The sequence below is a fragment of the Phyllobacterium sp. CL33Tsu genome (assembly GCF_900113985.1).
GTDB classification, from domain to species: Bacteria; Pseudomonadota; Alphaproteobacteria; order Rhizobiales; family Rhizobiaceae; genus Phyllobacterium; species Phyllobacterium pellucidum.
Map to the genome: position 1 here is coordinate 687,601 of NZ_FORJ01000001.1, position 14,314 is coordinate 701,914.

At 59.8% G+C, this 14,314-nt stretch carries 15 protein-coding genes and 1 tRNA gene; 7 read left to right on the plus strand and 9 right to left on the minus strand.

All coding sequences use genetic code 11. The features are described from left to right. Positions 1-69 precede the first annotated feature (69 nt). A complete protein-coding gene (locus BM074_RS23225) occupies positions 70-267 on the minus strand; it encodes a hypothetical protein (RefSeq protein WP_081815761.1) in 198 nt (65 codons plus the stop codon). Positions 268-423: 156 nt separating this feature from the next. Here BM074_RS23225 and BM074_RS03460 point away from each other — a divergent pair. Further along, a tRNA-Thr gene (locus BM074_RS03460) sits at positions 424-498 on the plus strand. Between the two features lie 285 nt (positions 499-783). On the opposite strand, the gene BM074_RS22660 is transcribed toward BM074_RS03460, so the two are convergent. Together BM074_RS22660 and BM074_RS03470 are read right to left on the minus strand one after the other, a co-directional pair. Beyond that, positions 784-1,374, minus strand: coding sequence for a Holotricin-3 precursor (locus BM074_RS22660; RefSeq protein WP_139217620.1), 591 nt, complete (start codon positions 1,372-1,374; stop codon positions 784-786). Positions 1,375-1,479: 105 nt separating this feature from the next. Beyond that, positions 1,480-2,100, minus strand: coding sequence for a TetR/AcrR family transcriptional regulator (locus BM074_RS03470; RefSeq protein ID WP_244532719.1), 621 nt, complete (start codon positions 2,098-2,100; stop codon positions 1,480-1,482). Between the two features lie 207 nt (positions 2,101-2,307). On the opposite strand from BM074_RS03470, the gene BM074_RS03475 reads away from it, so the two are divergent. From BM074_RS03475 to BM074_RS03485, 3 genes are read left to right on the plus strand one after another with little or no spacing between them, the layout of a single operon-like run. Continuing rightward, the gene (locus BM074_RS03475) at positions 2,308-2,784 is read left to right on the plus strand and encodes a (2Fe-2S)-binding protein (protein WP_091919777.1); all 477 of its coding nucleotides are present in this window, start codon (positions 2,308-2,310) and stop codon (positions 2,782-2,784) included. After that, entirely contained in the window at positions 2,781-3,764 is a 984-nt protein-coding gene (locus BM074_RS03480) for an FAD binding domain-containing protein (protein ID WP_091919779.1), read from the plus strand. Before BM074_RS03475 ends, BM074_RS03480 begins: the two co-directional genes overlap by 4 nt. Further along, on the plus strand, positions 3,761-6,055 hold the full coding sequence (locus BM074_RS03485; protein ID WP_091919781.1) for a xanthine dehydrogenase family protein molybdopterin-binding subunit: 2,295 nt from the start codon (positions 3,761-3,763) through the stop codon (positions 6,053-6,055). Before BM074_RS03480 ends, BM074_RS03485 begins: the two co-directional genes overlap by 4 nt. A 140-nt stretch (positions 6,056-6,195) precedes the next feature. Here BM074_RS03485 and BM074_RS03490 read toward each other — a convergent pair whose 3' ends face one another. Then, positions 6,196-7,104: a LysR family transcriptional regulator gene (locus BM074_RS03490; RefSeq protein ID WP_091919783.1), complete on the minus strand. Its 909-nt coding sequence runs from the start codon at positions 7,102-7,104 to the stop codon at positions 6,196-6,198. 125 nt (positions 7,105-7,229) lie between these two features. On the opposite strand from BM074_RS03490, the gene BM074_RS03495 reads away from it, so the two are divergent. Both BM074_RS03495 and BM074_RS03505 read left to right on the plus strand, forming a co-directional pair. After that, positions 7,230-7,847, plus strand: coding sequence for an FMN-dependent NADH-azoreductase (locus BM074_RS03495; RefSeq protein ID WP_091919785.1), 618 nt, complete (start codon positions 7,230-7,232; stop codon positions 7,845-7,847). Positions 7,848-8,295: 448 nt separating this feature from the next. Continuing rightward, on the plus strand, positions 8,296-8,742 hold the full coding sequence (locus BM074_RS03505) for an MgtC/SapB family protein (RefSeq protein WP_051614557.1): 447 nt from the start codon (positions 8,296-8,298) through the stop codon (positions 8,740-8,742). Between the two features lie 10 nt (positions 8,743-8,752). Here BM074_RS03505 and galE read toward each other — a convergent pair whose 3' ends face one another. Beyond that, positions 8,753-9,745 carry a UDP-glucose 4-epimerase GalE gene (galE, locus tag BM074_RS03510; protein ID WP_091919787.1) on the minus strand — a complete coding sequence of 331 codons (993 nt, stop codon included), beginning with the start codon at positions 9,743-9,745 and terminating at the stop codon, positions 8,753-8,755. Positions 9,746-10,068: 323 nt separating this feature from the next. Here galE and hemA point away from each other — a divergent pair, with 323 nt between their 5' ends. Continuing rightward, complete coding sequence (gene hemA / locus BM074_RS03515) at positions 10,069-11,346, plus strand: 5-aminolevulinate synthase (RefSeq protein WP_027230323.1); 1,278 nt, start codon at positions 10,069-10,071, stop codon at positions 11,344-11,346. Between the two features lie 57 nt (positions 11,347-11,403). Here the strand turns inward: hemA and BM074_RS03520 are convergent, their stop codons facing one another. From BM074_RS03520 to mscL, 4 genes are all read right to left on the minus strand, one after another. Further along, positions 11,404-12,018, minus strand: a complete 615-nt coding sequence (locus BM074_RS03520) for an AbrB family transcriptional regulator (RefSeq protein WP_091919790.1) — start codon at positions 12,016-12,018, stop codon at positions 11,404-11,406. Further along, on the minus strand, positions 11,900-12,445 hold the full coding sequence (locus BM074_RS03525) for an AbrB family transcriptional regulator (RefSeq protein ID WP_091919791.1): 546 nt from the start codon (positions 12,443-12,445) through the stop codon (positions 11,900-11,902). The genes BM074_RS03520 and BM074_RS03525 overlap by 119 nt, the downstream gene beginning before the upstream one ends. Then, positions 12,442-13,608, minus strand: a complete 1,167-nt coding sequence (locus BM074_RS03530) for a pyridoxal phosphate-dependent aminotransferase (RefSeq protein ID WP_091919793.1) — start codon at positions 13,606-13,608, stop codon at positions 12,442-12,444. The genes BM074_RS03525 and BM074_RS03530 overlap by 4 nt, the downstream gene beginning before the upstream one ends. 259 nt (positions 13,609-13,867) lie before the next feature. Then, positions 13,868-14,275, minus strand: coding sequence for a large conductance mechanosensitive channel protein MscL (mscL, locus tag BM074_RS03535; protein ID WP_027230325.1), 408 nt, complete (start codon positions 14,273-14,275; stop codon positions 13,868-13,870). Positions 14,276-14,314 lie beyond the last annotated feature (39 nt).

Genomic DNA, 14,314 nt, shown 5'->3' on the forward strand with positions numbered 1-14,314 from the left:
CCATGCGGAGCCGGTTGCTGTAAACCATCCCACGGAATGGTTCAAGAAAGGCTTATGACCGGTTTCCGGTCAATCATGGTCCCCTTTGGAGGAACCGGCAGGTTTTTCCGCGGCCGCGACAATCCCCTCGTCCCGGTCGTCGGCGGCGCCGGCGCGGCGCGAACGCGCCTGTTGCTTGCGCCGTGCAAGATTGGCGCGAAGCTCATCCGAGCGTCGCTTCTCGCGACTTAATTGTTCGCGATTCGGGTTTTTCGACGACGAATTCATGTCCTGTCCCACATATCCCGGACGAATAAGGTGCCAATTTATCCACAAGCAGACGTGGCTTAGGCGCCTTATGGATAATCGGGTGCAAAAAGATTGCGATTGCTTGCTTGCGATTTCACCAATGATATGGCAGAAGTCCGCCGCGTTCGCAAATCGGCTGCGGTAGCTCAGTGGTAGAGCACTCCATTGGTAATGGAGAGGTCGAGAGTTCAATCCTCTCTCGCAGCACCAGCGAATCGCTCATCAACTCCCACATCCTTCCCTCCTTTATTGGCTTAGAAACTTGTTGACGATTGCAGTCGCTGGAAAGCTACCGCGTGTCGATTATGAGGGATTGGAACAGCTAGGGACGAACAACAACGCTGCTTTGATCACAATGGGTCCCCTCGGCCCGTTGGATGGGCGCAGCCAGATGCAACATATTGAGTAAGGACCGAAGAATGTCCGGAGCGACGGCTCGGCGCGAACAGCGACCTTGGCCGCTGTACAAGGTTTTACCTCAGTCAGCCAAAAAGTCTACCGCCTGGCATCCAGCAATGCATTGACCTGACCAATCTGGTCGTCGGTCAGGGTCCGTCCGAAATCCGACTCGAGCCGCGATACGGCGTCATCGAGCGCATGATCGCGCATAACGGGGTCTGCCAATGCCAAGGCTGCTTCTCGGTTTCGCTCATAAGTTGCAATTTTGCCAACCGAGGAATTCGGCGCCGCCCGTTCCCGCGCCCGCGCCGAAGCATGCGCCGCATTCAATGCGCCAAGCGTGTTATCGTCATCATCGTCAACGACGAAATCATCGCTGACCTTGACCGAAGCCTTCTGCACCTTGGACTTGTCGTGTTGAACCTTCGATCTATCATTGGAGCTGGCTGTTTTGGCGTGACCGGACGCCTTGGACTGGCTCGACGATTTGCCGCCGTGATCTCCGCTGTCGCCCTTGCCGTTGCCGCCCTTGCCGCCATTTCCATGGCCGCCGCCATTGCCCCCATTGCCATTGCCACCCTTGTCGGCGAGAGCTTGTCCCACATAATTGTATTGGCCGATGGCCGTTCCTGCCAAAACCAACCCTAGACAAGCGGTTGCAACGAGACCGAACTTGAGCTGCTTCATATCCCACCTCCTTATATGCGCTAGCCTATGTCTCAACTCAACGTCCGTTTGCGGCCCGAGTGTGGCAGGAACCGCCCGAATGCGATCAAATAGGATTTCAAGCACTTACAACCGCGCCTTCTTCGAACCCCAGCGCAATCCGTCCATCAGCAAAGAGACGAGGCGGCGCGATTGTTCGCGCCATTCGGGGGTATCCGGCGCCGAATAAATGCCCGAGAGCGCCTGCATGAGGTCGGCGCTGTTGATGTCGCTGCGGATCGAGCCATCGGCCACCGCTGCGTCTACGAGCTTGCGCAGGGCCCCGGCGACCATGCCGGACGTATTGGCGAAAACTTGCGAATTGCCGTCGAATAGAATGCGCAGGCTATTGGCCATGCCGCGCTTGGCGGCGATGTAGTCGACGAAACGCTGCATCCATTCGGCGAGTGCCGCATCCGGCGCGTTGTGTAGTGCCAATTCGTCCGCGGCGGCGCAAAGCCCTTCGACCTCCCGCCTGTAGACGACTTCCACCAGATGTTCGCGCGTCGGAAAATGCCTGTAGAGCGTGCCGATGCCGACGCCGGCCTGCCGGGCAATCTCCTCAAGCGAAGCGTTGCCGCCGCGCTCGGCAAAGACGTGGCCGGCAATCTCGGCCAGCTTGTCGCGATTGCGGCTGGCATCGGCGCGCAGCGGCCTCGGTGCCTTTGTCTCGATCGCTTTCTCCGGCGGGGATATTCCCTTTCCCAATTGTCGAACTCCAAAAATACAAAGCTGGGGCTTGAACCACCCTCGGCCAACCGCTATGTTTGAAAAACGGAGGCACCTCCGATTATAGCGTGATCTCTGAACTAATACCCTATCTGGACCCGTCGTGTCATGTTTTTTGGGCTTTTGCTCGTGGAACGTCCGGCGGCCCTTGGGACTTACTGTCATCAGAACGGAGTCAAGACGCCGATGACAAATCAAATCAGCCTCAATCTCGACATTAACGGCAAGTCGCGGCAAGTGACAGTCGAGGCGCGCGTGACGCTGCTCGACGCCTTGCGCGAACATCTGGAACTGACCGGCACCAAGAAAGGCTGCGATCACGGCCAGTGCGGCGCCTGCACGGTGCATGTGGACGGCGAACGCGTCCTCTCCTGCCTTACGCTCGCCGCACAGGTCGAAGGCAGCAAGATCGAAACGATCGAGGGCCTTTCCGCGCCCGGCGACGCGCTGCATCCGGTACAGGCCGCGTTTCTCGAGCATGACGCCTTCCAGTGCGGCTATTGCACGCCCGGACAGATCATGTCCGCCGTCGCCTGCATTCGCGAGGGTCATGCCGGCTCCGACGATGAAATCCGGGAATACATGTCCGGCAACCTCTGCCGTTGCGGCGCCTATCCGCACATCGTCGATGCCGTGCGCGAAGCTGCAAAGGAACTGTCATGAGGGATTTTTCCTATGTTCGCGCCGCTACGATTGACGAGGCGCTAAGCGCCGCCGCAATGCCGGCGACAATGCTGCTTGCCGGCGGTACCACCCTGATCGACCTTGCCAAATGCGGCGTGGCCGAGCCGGAGCGCGTTGTCGATATAAGCCATCTCAAAGGCCTCGATGTGGTGCGCATCGACGGCGAAGGCGCCACGATCGGCGCACTCGCACGCATGAGCCGCGTTGCCGAGGACCCGGCAATCAAGGGCGAGTTCCCGGCAATCTCTGAGGCCCTTTGGCAGGCGGCCTCGGCCCAAATTCGCAATATGGCGACGATTGGCGGCAACCTCCTGCAGCGCACGCGCTGCGCCTATTTTCGCGATCCGGCTACATTTCCCAATTGCAACAAGCGAAACCCCGGTAGCGGCTGCGCCGCACTGACCGGCGTCAACCGCTCGCATGCGGTGCTCGGCGGCAGCAGTGCCTGCATCGCCACCTATCCTGGCGATCTTGCGGTGGCACTGACGGCATTCGATGCTCTTGTGCATCTCGGCGACCGCCAGGTGCCCATCGATGATTTCTTCTTGTTGCCGGGCGCAACGCCGGACAAGGAACACGCCATGCGCCCCGGCGAAATCATTACCGCGATCTCGATCCCGGCTTCGCCAGCGGCGCGGCGCTCGACCTTTCTCAAAGTGCGGGACCGGCAATCCTATGAATTTGCCGCGGCGAGCGCCGCCGTCGGCATCGAACTTGGCGGGGATGGCCGCACCATCACCGACATTCGCATCGCCCTTGGCGGCATCGCCACAAAACCGTGGCGCGCGCGGGCCGTCGAGGACGCCTTGCGCGGCACGGCCTTCGAGCACGACGCTATCAAGGAGGCGAGCCGTTTGGCCGTCGAGGGCGCGATCGACCATGGCGCCAACCATTACAAGATCGAACTTGCCCCGCGCGTCGTCGAACGCGCCATCCTCAAGATTGGAGCTGCGGCATGACCATCGTTGAAACCAGAGCAAAGCGTGGGGACGCCGCCGACGGCGCCTTGGGCGGACGTCTGTCGCGCATCGACGGCCCGGCAAAGATAACCGGCCTTGCCGATTATGCCCTCGAGCACCATCCGCAAGGAATGGTACACGCCGTCCTCGTCGAAAGCGCGATCGCGTCGGGCCGCGTCGTTTCCATTGACGCAAATGCCGCCGAACGCGCGCCGGGCGTACTACTGGTAATGACCCCGGACGATGCGCTGCCGATCAAATCGGCAACCGACTGGCTCAACACGCCGCCTTCCGATGCGCCCTACGAACCGCTGGCCCGTAGCATCACCTTTGCCGGCCAACATATCGCGGCTGTCATTGCCGAAACCTTCGAGCAGGCAACGGCGGCAGCGGCGCTGGTCAAGGTTTACTACGAAGAGGCGCCGGCGATCGCGGGCCTCGATGATCCCAAGGCCGGGGACGGAATGCCACTCGACCGGATGACAATCGAATGGGGCGACGCGCATGGCGCGCTTGCGAACGCCCCTATCCGCATCAAGCATGAATACCGGACCCCGCGCGAGTATAATGTGCCGATCGAACCGCATGGGCTCATTGCGGAGTGGAAAGGCGACAGGCTGACGGTCTGGGAGCCCAGCCAGTGGATCGACGGCATGGCGCGGACCTATGCGGAGTGGTTCGACATCCCCTTCGAAAACGTTGAGTTGCGCTCGCCCTATATCGGCGGTGGCTTCGGATCAAAGGCGCTCGCCCTCGAACATGGCGCCATCGCCATCAATGCTGCGCGCATGCTCGGCCGTCCGGTGAAGCTCGCGGTCACGCGGGCGCAGACCTTTACGGCCTATGGCGGCCGGCCGGCGACACGCCAGACGATCGAACTCGGTGCAACGCGCGACGGCAAGCTCGTTTCCATCGTCCAGACAGGCGCCAACGAAACTTCGATGAAAGCCGTTCAAGTCGAGCCGCTGGGCTCGGTGACGTCGATCATGTATGCAACGCCGAATTTCAGTTCGCGCCAGAACGTCGTTCCCGTCAACACGGTGAAACCCGGCGCCTTGCGCGCGCCCGGCGAGAACCCCAGCGCCTTCGGCATTGAATGCGCGATCGATGAACTTGCCTATGAAGTCGGGATCGACCCGGTGCAGATTCGACTTCTCAACTACGCCGAGGAAGACCCGCATGCCAGGAAGCCGTGGTCGACCCGCCGCCTGCGCGAAGCCTATGCGGCCGGAGCGGAGGCCTTCGGCTGGAGCGCGCGCCAGCCAAAACCGCGTTCGATGCGCGAAGGGAATCAGCTCATCGGCTACGGTGTCGCAGCCGGCACGTACCCCGTACGACGCACCCCAGGCGAAGCACTGGTGCGTATCCTTGGCGACGGTTCCGTCGAGGTCGCCAGCAGCGGCATCGACATGGGCCAGGGCACCTATACTATTCTGGCGCAAACGGCTGCCGAAGCCATCGGCGTTCCAGTCGAGAAAGTCCGGGTCAAGCTCGGCGACTCTTCGCTGCCCCGGGCGCCGGTCGCCGGCGGTTCGCAGTTCGCCAACCTGATCACCGGCGCCGTGCACAAGGCGGCGCTCGCCGCACGCGACGAGTTGATTGGCCTCGCCATCAACGATCCAAATTCGCCGTTCCGCGACCTCCAGGCGAATACGCTCATTGTCGAGAACGGCGTAATATCGTCGCCGCGCGATACCGGCGCCGGCGTCGGCATTGCTGAAATCATGCAGCGGACGGGCCGCGAGCGGATCGAAGCTCTGCGCGACACGTTGCCGGAGAACCTGCGCAACGAGAAAGATCATTTCCGCAACTTCACCACCATCACGACGATGCTGTCGCCGACCGATGGCGACTACTCGCTGCACAGCTGGTGCGTCCACTTCGTCGAGGTGCGGGTCGATGCCGATTTCGGCACCGTCCGGGTGGCGCGGATGGTCTCGGCGCTGGACTCGGGCCGGCTTTACAATCCGAAGCTCGCCGAAAGCCAATGGAAGGGTGGCATCATCATGGGCATCGGTCAGGCCCTGCTTGAAGAAGGCATTGTCGATGCGCGCAACGGGCGGGTGATCAACAATAATCTCGGGGACTATCTCGTGCCGACCAATGCAGACATTCCGGACCTCAAGGTGATCTCGGTCGGCGTACCCGATACGCACGCATCGGTGCTCGGCGGCAAGGCGGTGGGCGAACTCGGCATCGTCGGGGTCGCGCCGGCCATCGCCAATGCGGTCTATCACGCTACGGGCGTAAGGGTGCGCGATTTGCCGATTACAATGGACAAGCTGACTTGAAGGGGGCCGCTGCGGCGAGCTACGGATCGCGTTGATACTTCTATTGACGCTCCCGTTGCCCTGCCCTTCATGGATCCTCGGGACAAAAGCCCGAGGATGGCCTGGGCGGACCCGGAGGGGGCATGGGCATGGTGACTGTTTCAGTCAGCTCCAAACCGCCCCAATTCCTGCTTGAACCGATCGATCAGCCAGTTCGAGGCCGGTCCGAGCGGCCGGTCGACAGGGTAAATAGCCAAGAGCGGATACTCGGTCTCCGGATAGGGTTCGAGATCGAGCTGCACCAGCCGGCCGGCGGCGATATCATCATTCACCATCCATTTCGGCAGGCCGCCCCAACCGAGGCCGGCCACGGTGAGATCATATTTGGTGCCGACGTCCGTCAGGCGCCAGATCTTGTAGGCAAACACGCCGAAATTACGCCCCTTGGTCTGTTCGCTAAGATCGGTAATGACCAGTTGCGTATGATCGCGAATAAAGGAAAGCGGGACCGGCCCCTCATAAAGCGCAAGCGGGTGGCTCGGTGCCGCAACGGGAGTCATGGCCGTCTGGCCGATTTGCACCAGCACAAGTTCGTCATGGGCGTTGAGAGGTGGACCGGCGATGCCGAAATCCGCCTGTTTCTTCAGGACCAGATCCCAAACCATGCCGAGCGCGCCGACATGAACGCGCAGGCTGACTGTCGGAAACTGTTCCTGGAACGCCTTGAGCACGCATGTCATCACCGGCGACGGCAACGACACGTCTATGGCGACGGCAACCTCGGCTTCGAGGCCCATTTTCAGTCCTTCGACACGTGAACGCAGGCTCTGCAGCACGGATACCATGCGCCGCGCATCCTCGAGCATGGCCTTACCGGTTTCCGTCAGGCGGGGCTCGCGCGTTCCGCCGCGTTCAAACAATTGCAGTTCCAGCTGCGCTTCGAGATTGGCGATCGTATAGCTGATCACCGACTGCGAGCGATTGAGCTTGCGCGCCGCAGCCGAAAAGCTGCCGGATTCCGCAACTGTCACGAACACCTGAAGCTGGTCGAGCGTCGGATTTGCCTGCATTGCCTGACCTATCGATCTATTAGATGGAATTGATCGATATTTTCCCAGTTTTCTAAATGGATGTCGAGCACCAAATTACAACCATCAGTTCTCACCCGAGAATATCAATTGAAGGAACTTAGGCTATGTCTTCCATTCTTCTCGTTACATCGAGCCCCCGCGGTGCCGCTTCGCATTCGACGCGCGTCGCTACCGAACTTGCCCAGAAGCTGCAGGCCAAGACGCCCGGCAGCGCCATCGTCAAGCGCGATCTTGCCAGCCAGCCGCTGCCGCATATCGATGCGGACTATTCGTCGGGCATCTACACCCCGGTCGAATCCCGTTCGGAGCGTCAGCAGAGCGTCGTTGGCGTATCGGATGCCATCGTCGATGAACTGTTTGCCGCCGACAGCATCGTTATCGCCACAGGCCTCATCAACTTCAACATTTCTTCAACGTTAAAGGCCTGGGTCGATCATATCGCCCGCGCTGGCAAGACGTTCAGCTATGGCGCTGAAGGCCCCAAGGGCCTGGTCACAGGCAAGAAGGTCTATATCGTCATCGCTTCGGGCGGTGTCTATTCCAGCGGTCCGGCAGCAGCATTCGATCATGCGGTACCTTACCTCAAGACTGCGCTTGGCTTCCTCGGCATGACCGATGTCGAAGTCATCCGCATCGAGGGCGTCGCGATGGGTCCTGATGCAGAAGCCAAGGCCATATCGTCGGCTCTCGACCTTACCAGCGACCTGGCGCTTGCCGCCTAAGGGTAATGCGCTGATCGCGAAAGAGGCGGGCTTTTGGCCCGCCTCTTTTTTTGTACAAAGTTTATTTGGTCAGGACTTTCGCAAGGTCCGCTCGGCGTCATCAAGACGCCTAAGCTGGTCGAGAAGACTTTCCGGGACAGTTTCATCAACCTTGTAGATACCTGCAGCTCGTATCGCCGACCTATAGGACGACTGCGAAATCTGCCGTCTCAAAATCTGCGAGAGTTCTTTTTCGTAGGTACGGTTTCGGCCGTCCATCAATCAAGCTCCAACTAGTGCCTCGTTGAAAGAACAACCGTTCCCCAAGAAGAAGGTTCCCCTTTTCAAGCCTTAAGACTTCAATGGCAATGTGTCGCGGCGCCGCAGGCCTACGCGTCGTACGATCTCTGGGAACCGCTGACCACTACCTGGCGTTGTGCTCAACGTTCATAATGGTTGGAGACAGCGCTTGTTCGAAACGTTTCATTACCTGAATACCCTGCCGCTTTTCCCACATGCCTTTGCTTTGGCGGTGGCCTATATCCTTGCCTTTCCCATCGGGTGGGAGCGCGAACAGGAGGAGCGAAGCGCCGGCCTGCGGACCTTCCCGCTGGTAGCGCTGGCGAGTTGCGGATTCGTGCAAGGCGCCGAGCGCCTGATGACGGACAATCCCGAAGCGCTGGCGCGCATCGTTGAGGGTCTTATCACCGGCGTCGGATTTATCGGAGGCGGGGCAATCCTGCAGGGCAAGAACTCGGTACGCGGCACGGCGACCGCGGCGAGCATCTGGTCGACTGGCGCCATCGGCGTTTCGGTCGGGCTCGAAAGCTACGATGTCGCGATTATCATATCCGTGCTGACGCTTCTCACGCTGCGCCTCATGCTGCCGCTGAAGAAGGAGCAGAAAGAAGATTGATACGTCGGCTTCAGCCCTTGTTGTTGCGGTGCTGCAGCGCCTTTTCCCATTTCATTGCCGACTCGACGATTGTATCAAGATTGTCGAGCTTCGGCTTCCAGCCGAGGTCGAGGCGCGCCTTGCTGCTGTCCGCGACCACGGAGGCCGCGTCGCCGGGACGGCGTACCGTCAACCTTGCGTCGATCGGCTTGCCATGCACACGCTCGACACTCTCGATCACTTCCTTGACGGAAAAGCCGCGTCCATAGCCGCAATTCGCCACCATGCTGCTGCCACCCGAACGCAGGCGCTCCAGCGCCAGGCGATGTCCCGCCACGAGGTCGCTGACATGAATATAGTCGCGCACACAAGTGCCATCCGGCGTTGCAAAATCGTGTCCGAAGATTTCCATGTACGGGCGCTTGCCGAGCGCAGTCTCGCAGGCAACCTTGATCAGATGGGTGGCACCGCGCGTCGATTGACCGGTGCGTCCCTTGGTATCGGCACCGGCGACGTTGAAATAGCGCAGCGCCGTATAGTGGAAATCATGGGCGGCGGCGGTATCGCGCAGCATCCATTCGGTCATCAGCTTGGATAGGCCATAGGGCGATTCCGGATGGGTCGCTGCATCTTCGGTGACCGGCTTCATGCCCGCGTCGCCATAGACCGCCGCGGTGGATGAAAAGATGAAGTTCTTCACGTCCGATTTTACCACAGCCTCGATCAAGGCCCGCGACTTGCAGGTATTGTTCTCGTAATAGGTGAGCGGGTCGCGGACGGAATCGGGCACCACCACTGATCCGGCAAAGTGGATCACCGCATCGACATAGTTGCGCTCGATCGTCTGGCGAACGAGGCTCTGATCGGCGATATCGCCGACGATCAGTTTCGCCTCGGGCGGCACAGCCCACTCAAAACCTGTTGAAAGACGATCCAGCACGATGACGGAATCGCCAGCATCGAGCAATTCCCAGACCATGTGGCTGCCGATATATCCAGCGCCGCCGGTCACAAGCACGGTCATTGACACAGCCCCTTGGTCCCCATTCTGTTGCCCAGAGTTGATCTTGTCGCATCGAGTCAGCCGTTGAAAGCTAATCATCGAGCCAATGTGATGCAACTTACGTGGTATGCGGATAAAGGGAACCGATAAAATGTGAGTAAGGTGAACGCCCGTTCCCGGCGCCGCGACTTTGCGCCCGACATCACGCGATGTCTTCGACAATTTTTGCCGGCTTCAACATTTAGGGGTTAGAGTTTCGTTTAAACCGTGGCAAATTGACCCTCAACTCACAATAGATTTTGCCAGGCAAAAACGGTACTACGTTCATGATACAGGAGCAATTCATGGACTATCGTCGGTTTTTTGAAGACGCGATCGACCAGTTGCACGCTGAAAAGCGCTACCGGGTCTTTGCCAATCTGGAACGGATCGTGGGTCGTTTTCCGCGCGCGATCTGGCGCGACGAAGGTACGCAACGCGAAATTACGGTCTGGTGTTCAAACGATTATCTCGGCATGGGCCAGCATCCGGACGTGATTGCAGCGATCCATGACGCATCGAGCCGTATGGGCTCCGGCGCTGGGGGCACCCGCAACATCTCCGGCAATAACCATCCGCTGGTTGAACTCGAACATGAGCTGGCCGACCTTCACCAGAAGGAAGCAGCCCTCGTATTCACCTCCGGTTTCGTGTCGAACGAAGCGTCGATCTCGACGATCGCGCGGCTCCTGCCGAATTGCCTCATTCTTTCTGACGAGCTGAACCACGCCTCGATGATCGAAGGCGTGCGGCGTTCGGGCGCGGAAAAGAAGATTTTCCGCCACAACGACCTTGCTCATCTGGAAGAGCTGTTGAAAGCGGCGGGCAAGGAGCGCGCCAAGCTCATCGTCTTCGAATCCATCTACTCGATGGACGGCGACATCGCCCCCGTTCAGGCAATCGCCGACCTTGCCGACGAATACAACGCCATGACCTATATCGATGAGGTTCATGCTGTCGGCATGTACGGCAACCGGGGCGGCGGGATCACCGACCGCGAGAACCTGTCGGACCGTATCGACGTCATCGAGGGCACACTCGCCAAGGCGTTCGGAACGCTGGGCGGCTATATTGCCGGCCCAAAGACTGTCATCGACGCTATCCGGTCGTATGCACCGGGCTTTATCTTCACGACCGCACTGCCTCCTGTAATTGCAGCCGCAGCGACGCAATCGATCCGGCACCTCAAAGTGTCGCAGGAAGAGCGCCGCATGCACCAGTGCCAGGCAAAGCTGACCAAGGACGTTCTCGCCCAGGCCAATCTGCCCGTGATGAAATCGGAAACGCATATCGTTCCGATTCTCGTTGGCGACCCTGAACTCTGCAAGAAGGCCAGCGACCGGCTGCTGCAGAAACACGGCCTCTATATCCAGCCGATCAATTATCCGACCGTCCCGCGCGGCACCGAGCGCCTGCGCATCACCCCGACGCCGTTCCATTCCAACGAACTCGTCGTCGAGCTGAAGGACGCGTTGGTCGAGGTGTGGACCGCGCTTGGCATTCCTTTCTCCAAGGACAGCGAACCCGCCATCGAAACGAGCGAGCGGGTCGTAACGCTCGCTGTGTCAAAGGCCGGCGGCTGATTGCATCTGGTTGCACGCAAGTGGACCGGCGCGTGAGCGTGGGTTTTTGTTTGTGGTTCAGCGCGCAACAAAGCGGGCGAGAAACGGCACCGAGAAGGCGATCATCAGAAACCGCACTACATGGTGCGAAGCCACATAGGACGGATCGACGCCGAGGGAAAAGGCGATCACGGTGAGCGCCTCGAGCGCCCCCGGTGCAAAGGCAAGCGCTATCTGTGCCGGGTGAATGTCGAGAAGCAGCCAGACGACCAGGGCGGCAGCGAAGGACGCCGCCGTTCCGATCAGGAAGGCAAGAAGCGCCGCCGGCAGATAGCGCACCAATTGGGTTCTGTGTTCTACGCCGACCCGCGAACCTATCAGCACGCCGAGCACGACAAGGCCGATATCGGCAATCGAGCGTGGCACGGCGGCTGTCACGATGGATGTAGCATGCAGGATACCGCTGGCAAGCAGGGCGCCGAGCATCATGCCCCCCGGAATGCGGCTATAGTAGCCGAGCAAGGCGCCGGCGCCGCCGCAGACGAGGAGAATGATTGCCTCCTGAATGGTCCAGTCATAATCGACAGCAACGACGACATGTGGGGCATTCCTTGCGATGATAGCGAGAAGCGGCGCCAGGAACCCGATGAGCAGCAACAGGCGCACGCACTGGATGACGGTTATTTTCACCATGTTGGCCGAGGTGCCCCGCCGCGACGAGGACAAAGGAAAGTGCGCCCGGAAGCGCCGAAAAGAGCGCCGTCGGACCGTCCCAGCCGCAACCCTTGCGCAGCATGAGGTAAGTTAGCGACGTCACGAGAACGAGCGCCACGAAAAGCATCAGGAAGCTCACCGGCCACAGCACCATCTGGTCGAGGATGCCGGGTGAGACGCCCGAACCTGCCTGAATGCCCAGCGAAAAGAAGACGAAGCCGCGCAGCCGGTCCGGAATATAAATTCTTACCCCCGACAGCGAGGCGGCGGTGACGGCTATGGTCGAACCGAGCAGGAACGGAATCGGCAGGTCGATCAGCCAGGCGGTCAAGCCGCCGGCCGTGGCTATCAGCAATGAAAGAATGGTGGTTTTGATCTTGTCGAGATGAACGGGGTTCGGCGTCAACGTTTCCGGATCCAGTCTGCGAGGCGGTCGGCCGCCTCCTCGACCTGATCGATCCGTCGGGCGAAGCAGAGCCGTAGAAAGGCGGCGCCACCATCGCCAAAAGCAGTCCCCGGCGCAAGGCCGACTTTAGCCTCATCGACAATATCAAAGGCAGCGCGATAGGAGTCGCTGATGCCGTCTATACCGAAAAGCAGGTAGAACGCGCCTGCGGGCGGCGACAGCCGTACCCTTCCCGTCGCCGCGAGCTTGGCACAGAGAATATCGCGTGCCTTGTGGGCGCGCTCGACCTGCATGCGAATGAAGTCGTCGCCTTGATCGAGCGCGACAACGGCGCCGCGCTGCATGAATTGGGCAACGCCCGACGTCGAATACTGGATGAGATTTTCGATCGTCTTGCCAAGCGAGGGGTGAACCACCATCCAGCCGACCCGCCACCCCGTCATCGCCCAGTTCTTGGAAAAACTGTTGACGAAGATGATGCGCTCATCCGGATCCATGATGTCAAGGAAGGAGGGCGCGCGGCGGGCGCCGTAATAGAAATGCGCGTAAATTTCGTCGGCAACGATCCACAATCCGTGCTGACGGGCAATGCTCAGGATTTCCTTCAGCGTATTGATGTCGGCGGTCCAGCCAGAAGGATTGGAAGGCGTATTGATAAATAGCGCCCGGGTTCGCGGCGTGATGGCATCGCGTATTTTCTGGGGATCGAATCCCCAGCCGTTGCCGGTGAAGTCCTGCGTCACCGCTACCGGCGTCGCGCCGGCAATGCCCGCGGCGGCGGCAAAATTAGGCCAGGCCGGAGAGAGATAGATGACTTCGTCGCCCGCGCCGGCCGTTGCCTGGATTGCGAGCTGGATCGACTGCATGCCCGAGCCGGTAATATAGAAATGCTCGACCGGCAGATCCGCATTGAAATGGCGTTTGTAATAAGCCGCAAGCGACTGGCGCAGTTCCGGTATGCCGGCCTGCCAGGTATAGAAGGTCTCGCCATTGGCAAGGCCTGTCGATGCGGCATCGCGAATGAAATCGGGCGTCGGAAGATCGCCCTCGCCGGCCCAGAGCGGGATGACGCCCTCCTGGCGACGACCATGATTCATGACGGCAACGATGCCGCTCTCCGGTGCCACCGCTGCTTCATGCCGCAATTGCTGAACGAGGTTCATTTATTCGTGTCTCCAGTCTGCTTGCCGCAGACCTATAACAACGAATTCTGTTTCGCACGTGGATATTTGTGATGTTTCCATCATCGCAAGTGATGGGCTCCCGCCACCGTTATGGCGGGAGAGGCTTCGGTTTCGACACTCCGCAACCTGACCGCCTTGGGTGTTGGGCGCAGCATTACGGCAAAAATATCAGGGATGACGGGCGACAACGGCCCGAGATCGGAGGGCTGCCCTCAGGGCAACCCTTCGGCGACACCTGTCAGGTGCGCTGGGCGAGAAGGTCGCGAATTTCCGTGAGAAGCACTTCTTCCTTAGACGGTTCGGCAGGCTTGGCGGCTTCCTTCTTCTTGAAGCGGTTCATTGCCTTGACCACCATAAACAAGACCCAGGCAACGATCAGGAAGTTGATGAGCAGAGTGATGAAATTTCCGTAAGCGATGGTCGCGCCAGCCTGCCGGGCCGCCGCGAGGGTCGGCTGCGCGTCGCCCGAAAGCTGGAGATACAGGTTGGTAAAGTCGGTGCCGCGCGTGAGCAGACCTATGATCGGCATGAAAATATCGGCGACGATCGACTCGACCAGTCGGCCGAAGGCAGCACCGATGATCACACCTATGGCGAGATCAACCATGTTTCCTTTCAAGGCGAATTCTTTGAATTCTTTCAGCATGATGTACCACTCTCCAGTATTATGTGTTAATCCAAACCA

Coding starts and splice junctions, on each gene's coding strand:
- BM074_RS03480 (WP_091919779.1), top strand. CDS start 2,781: ATGAGGGATTTTTCCTATGTTCGCGCCGCTACGATTGACGAGGCGCTA.
- BM074_RS03490 (WP_091919783.1), bottom strand. CDS start 7,104: ATGCAGGCAAATCCGACGCTCGACCAGCTTCAGGTGTTCGTGACAGTT.
- galE (WP_091919787.1), bottom strand. CDS start 9,745: ATGACCGTGCTTGTGACCGGCGGCGCTGGATATATCGGCAGCCACATG.
- BM074_RS22660 (WP_139217620.1), bottom strand. CDS start 1,374: ATGAAGCAGCTCAAGTTCGGTCTCGTTGCAACCGCTTGTCTAGGGTTG.
- BM074_RS03495 (WP_091919785.1), top strand. CDS start 7,230: ATGTCTTCCATTCTTCTCGTTACATCGAGCCCCCGCGGTGCCGCTTCG.
- BM074_RS03530 (WP_091919793.1), bottom strand. CDS start 13,608: ATGAACCTCGTTCAGCAATTGCGGCATGAAGCAGCGGTGGCACCGGAG.
- hemA (WP_027230323.1), top strand. CDS start 10,069: ATGGACTATCGTCGGTTTTTTGAAGACGCGATCGACCAGTTGCACGCT.
- BM074_RS03485 (WP_091919781.1), top strand. CDS start 3,761: ATGACCATCGTTGAAACCAGAGCAAAGCGTGGGGACGCCGCCGACGGC.
- BM074_RS03475 (WP_091919777.1), top strand. CDS start 2,308: ATGACAAATCAAATCAGCCTCAATCTCGACATTAACGGCAAGTCGCGG.
- BM074_RS23225 (WP_081815761.1), bottom strand. CDS start 267: ATGAATTCGTCGTCGAAAAACCCGAATCGCGAACAATTAAGTCGCGAG.
- BM074_RS03520 (WP_091919790.1), bottom strand. CDS start 12,018: ATGGTGAAAATAACCGTCATCCAGTGCGTGCGCCTGTTGCTGCTCATC.
- mscL (WP_027230325.1), bottom strand. CDS start 14,275: ATGCTGAAAGAATTCAAAGAATTCGCCTTGAAAGGAAACATGGTTGAT.